This window comes from Sphingobium sp. (genome assembly GCF_041987595.1).
Lineage (GTDB): Bacteria > Pseudomonadota > Alphaproteobacteria > Sphingomonadales > Sphingomonadaceae > Sphingobium.
The window spans coordinates 1-4091 of sequence record NZ_JBHIWJ010000179.1; the positions used below are offsets into that span (position 1 = coordinate 1).

Genomic DNA, 4091 nt, shown 5'->3' on the forward strand with positions numbered 1-4091 from the left:
ATCCCGATGACGCCCGACCATCGCTATGTCGCGATCTACAGGATCAACGATCCGGCGGCGGCCCTGGAAGCGTGGCGAGGCGCCGACACCCTGCTGGCGACCAGCGGCCTGCTCCAGCCTGATGGGATACGCATCACTCAATGGGATCGTGCGACACCCCGCCTTACCAAGGACGATGTTCAGCATCCGACCGCCGTCGGTCTGGCGGAGGAGGAGCGCGCCCGCGCGCATATGGGCGACCGGGTACGCACGGGCGGCGCGGAAAAGCTGGCGATGCGCTGATCCGTCAGGTGATCGGCGGATGGTCGACAATGGCGCGCATCCGGCAATAGGCCGCACGCGCCGTCATCCGCCCGACATAGTCCGCGATGTTCTTATGTCCTTCCACGTCGACGGACATGAACAATCGCGTGGTGGTGAAGGGAAAGGTCATCATGATGTCGGCCGCCGTGAACCGGTCGCCCGCCATATAGGGGGCATGCGTCAACCGGTCGTCGACAAGTTTCAACAGGCGCGCTGAATGAGCCCGACCTGCGGCGCGGGAGGGATGATCCTGCGCGATGCCTGCCCGTTCGGCCATGATCTCCGTCACCAGCGCGGGCATCAGGGAGGATTCGGCGAAATGGAACCAGAAAAGATAATCGGCATAGTCCGGGTCGCCGGGATTGGCGCGGAGCGCACCGTTCCCCTGCGTCGTGGCGAGATAGTCCATGACCGCCCCGCTTTCGGCGATGCGTTGTCCGTCGGCCTCGATCACTGGCGAAGAACCCAGCGGATGCAAAGCCTTGTAGGCCGGCTCCGCCGCGAGCGTTTCCAGCCGCGCAAAGAAGCGAATGTCGTAGGGACACTCCACTTCCTCCATCAGCCAGACCGCCCGTTCAGAGCGGGACCGGTCGAGTTGAAAGATGGTGACGCTCATGAAGGGCTCTCCGCTTGAGGAGCGCCATAGATGTGCTGCTTATCAATTCCGCCAAACCTATCTTTGTCTAGGTATCGCCGGACGCCTGCCGTGGCAGCGTCCCGCCACGGCGGAAGCCCGACGGTGCCGCGCCCATGACAGACAGGAGAGAAGATGCCCATGACGGATTTATCGGGACGGGTCGCTATCGTCACCGGATCGGGGGCCAATATCGGGGAGGCCTGCGCAAGGGCTCTGGCAAAGGCCGGTGCGACGGTGATCCTGGCGGATATTGCGGCTGAACGGGCAGAAGCCGTCGCCCGGTCTATTCAGGCGTCGGGCGGGCGGGCGCAGGGGATGGCGCTCGACCTCGCGCAGGAGGACAGCATCACGGCGCTGGTCGCAGATGTGATGCGGCAGCATCAGCGCATCGACATCCTCCACAACAATGCGGCCGACACGCGGCTGGAGCAGATGGCCGCCGATGGCTCGCTTCTCGATCTCGACGCCGCGATCTGGGATCGCGCCTTTCATGTCAATGCGCGGGGCACGATGCTGATGATCAAGGCGGTCGCGCCGCACATGATTGCGGGCGGCGGCGGCTCCATCATCAACACCTCGACCGGGGTGGCGCTGACTGGCGACATCAACAATCCGTCCTATTCCGCGTCCAAGGCGGCCGTGAACGCGCTGACCCGCAATGCGGCGGTGCAGTTCGGCCGGTTCAACATCCGTGTCAACGCGGTCGCGCCGGGCCTCGTGCTCTCCCCGCTTGCCCGGGACATGATGACCCCTGATCAGATCGCCATGATCCAGCGGCATGTCCTGCTCCCGCGCGAGAGTGTGCCGGAGGATATTGCCGGTGCGGTGCTGTTTCTGGCGTCGGATGGCGCGGCCTTCATAACCGGGCAGGTGATCGGCGTGGATGGCGGGATCGTTCATCATACGCCCTATGTCGCCGATATGCTGGAAGGCATGAGCCGGGCACAGTGAGCGGATAGAGGGCGCGATGGGCATCTTCACGCATGTCTGCCTTGGCAGCAACGACCTGGAAAGGTCCGCCCGTTTCTACGAAGCGGTGCTTGCGCCGCTGGGGATCGTCAATCTCGGTCCGTTTCTGGATCAGGGCGTCGGCTATGGGCGACGGGTGCCCGAATTGCTGATCCTGCACCCGCTTCAGGGCCCGGCGACATACGGCAATGGTGCGACCTTGGGATTGAAGGCGCCGGATCGCCGCGCGGTCGATGATTTTCATCGCGCGGGTCTGGCTGCGGGCGGCGAGGATGCCGGGCCGCCGGGGCCCCGCGGCGCCGTGCCCCACGCCTATGGCGCCTATCTGCTGGACCCCGACGGCAACAAGATCTGCGCCTATTGTTTCGATCCGCCCTAGGCGGTTAGGTATCGCCGGTTGGCGCTCAGCGTTTGTCACGTGGATAGAAGGAGGCGAAATGGTGGGATCATTGGACGGTCGCGTAGCGATCGTGACGGGCGCGGCGCAGGGCATCGGCCTGGAGGTGGCGACCGTGCTGGCCGAGAGGGGGGCGACCGTGATCCTTTCCGACATATTGGCGGATCGGGTGGAGGCGGCGGCGGATTCGCTGCGCGGCAAGAATCTCCGTGCCGAAGCGGAGACGTTCGACCTGACCGACGAGGACAGCGTTTCCGCTGCGGTTGCGCGGATCGCCGGCCGGCACGGGCGGATCGACATCCTCCACAATAATGCCGCCTATCAGACGACCGAGCAGCGCGGGCTCGATCGCGATGTCGTCCATCTCGACACCGGCGCCTGGGACAAGGCCTTTGCTGTCAATGCGCGAGGGCCGATGCTGCTGTGCAAACATGCGCTGCCGGTTATGATCGCCGGGGGCGGCGGGTCGCTCATTCATTCCGCGTCCGGTTTCGGCCTGCTGGGGGAAATGACGCTGACGGCCTATGGCGCGTCCAAGGCGGCGCTCATCAACCTCAGCCGCTTCCTTGCGACCCAATATGGCAAACAGGGCATCCGCTCCAATGTCATCGCCATCGGCTTCGTCCTCAGCGAGACGGCCGTCGAAACAACGCCGCAAGCGGTCAAGGATGTACTGCTCGACCATCATCTCAACCCGGAGCTGGGCAGCCCGCGCGACATTGCCCATGTCGTCGCCTTCCTGGCGTCGGACGAGTCTCGCTTCATCAACGGCGCGATGATCCCGGTGGACGGCGGTTTTACCGCGCATCAGCCCACGATGGTCGATTTCCAGCGGCTGTTCGCCGCATCGGGGAGCAATCAGTTATAGTCGGTCAGCGCGCCGTCAAAACAGCGCGTCGACGAGCCTCGCGGTTTCGAGATCCTCATAGGCGGTGGTCAGCCGCAGATGGTTCATGACGTTGATCTCCCAGCCATAATTGACGACAGGGGTCGTCAGCCAGCCGATATAGACGCCCCATATCAGGGTTCGCCGATATTCGGCCCAGGCATCGTCGAAGGCAGGAGGGCGTGCGACGCCTTCCCGCTCCAGGCGATCCAGATAATAGCCCAGAAGATCGCGCTCATGCGTCCGCCGGTCCGCAATGGAAAGGCCGGTGGTCACGATATAGTTGATGTCGTGCATCGCGTAACCGCGCACCATGAGCTGCCAGTCGAGCAGGCCTGCCGTTCCGTCGGGCAGGCGGTAGCTGTTGCCGAGATGCGTGTCGCCATGCAACAGCGTCTGGGGCAGGGTTGACTGATGTCGCTGAACCGCTTGCACCCCCGCAAGCAGTTTGTCCGGCGTGGTGCGGAGCCGCTGCACCATTTCCCGTTTGAAATTTTCGGTCTCGACCTCATGCGCGATATAGGCGGGCGCGAGTTCGTTCATCATCGTTGCGACCGCGCCTTCGACATGGGTTTCGACCCAGGCAAGATCCGCGCCGAAGCGGGGCGACTCCCAGAAGCGCGCGTGCAGCCGGGCCAGCTGATCCAGCAAGGCCCGCACATCGTCCGGCCCGGTCCGCATGGTCGTATTGGGGAAGGTCGCGCCCCGCACGCCCAGATCTTCGAGCAACAGCCCGAAATGCGTGGTGGAGGCATTGAAGTCGCCACCGAAACAGCGCGGCGCCTCGATCGCGAGTTCCGGCCGGATACTCCGGTAGAAGGCCACTTCATTGGCGTAGAAGGGGGCCATGATCTCATCGACCGCCCGGGTCAGCTTGAGCACCAGGCGGTTGGGCAGGT

General features: G+C 64.2%; 5 protein-coding genes and 1 pseudogene. 4 read left to right on the forward strand and 2 right to left on the reverse strand.

Features of this window, described 5'->3' with window-relative positions; all coding sequences use genetic code 11:
• Positions 1–282, forward strand: a pseudogene (locus tag ACFC3J_RS22345) (hypothetical protein); the annotation flags it as partial.
• Between the two features lie 4 nt (positions 283–286).
• Here the strand turns inward: ACFC3J_RS22345 and ACFC3J_RS22350 are convergent.
• Positions 287–919 carry a glutathione S-transferase family protein gene (locus tag ACFC3J_RS22350; protein ID WP_279729351.1) on the reverse strand — a complete coding sequence of 211 codons (633 nt, stop codon included), beginning with the start codon at positions 917–919 and terminating at the stop codon, positions 287–289.
• Between the two features lie 159 nt (positions 920–1078).
• On the opposite strand from ACFC3J_RS22350, the gene ACFC3J_RS22355 reads away from it, so the two are divergent.
• The 3 genes from ACFC3J_RS22355 to ACFC3J_RS22365 are packed head-to-tail and all read left to right on the forward strand — an operon-like array spanning position 1079 to position 3174.
• Entirely contained in the window at positions 1079–1891 is an 813-nt protein-coding gene (locus ACFC3J_RS22355; RefSeq protein ID WP_279729349.1) for an SDR family NAD(P)-dependent oxidoreductase, read from the forward strand.
• A gap of 16 nt (positions 1892–1907) precedes the next feature.
• Positions 1908–2288 carry a VOC family protein gene (locus ACFC3J_RS22360; RefSeq protein WP_279729347.1) on the forward strand — a complete coding sequence of 127 codons (381 nt, stop codon included), beginning with the start codon at positions 1908–1910 and terminating at the stop codon, positions 2286–2288.
• Positions 2289–2346: 58 nt separating this feature from the next.
• Complete coding sequence (locus ACFC3J_RS22365) at positions 2347–3174, forward strand: SDR family NAD(P)-dependent oxidoreductase (RefSeq protein WP_279729346.1); 828 nt, start codon at positions 2347–2349, stop codon at positions 3172–3174.
• A 15-nt stretch (positions 3175–3189) separates the two neighbouring features.
• Here the strand turns inward: ACFC3J_RS22365 and ACFC3J_RS22370 are convergent.
• The coding region (locus ACFC3J_RS22370; protein WP_375198133.1) for a phosphotransferase at positions 3190–4091 on the reverse strand (902 nt) is incomplete at its 5' end.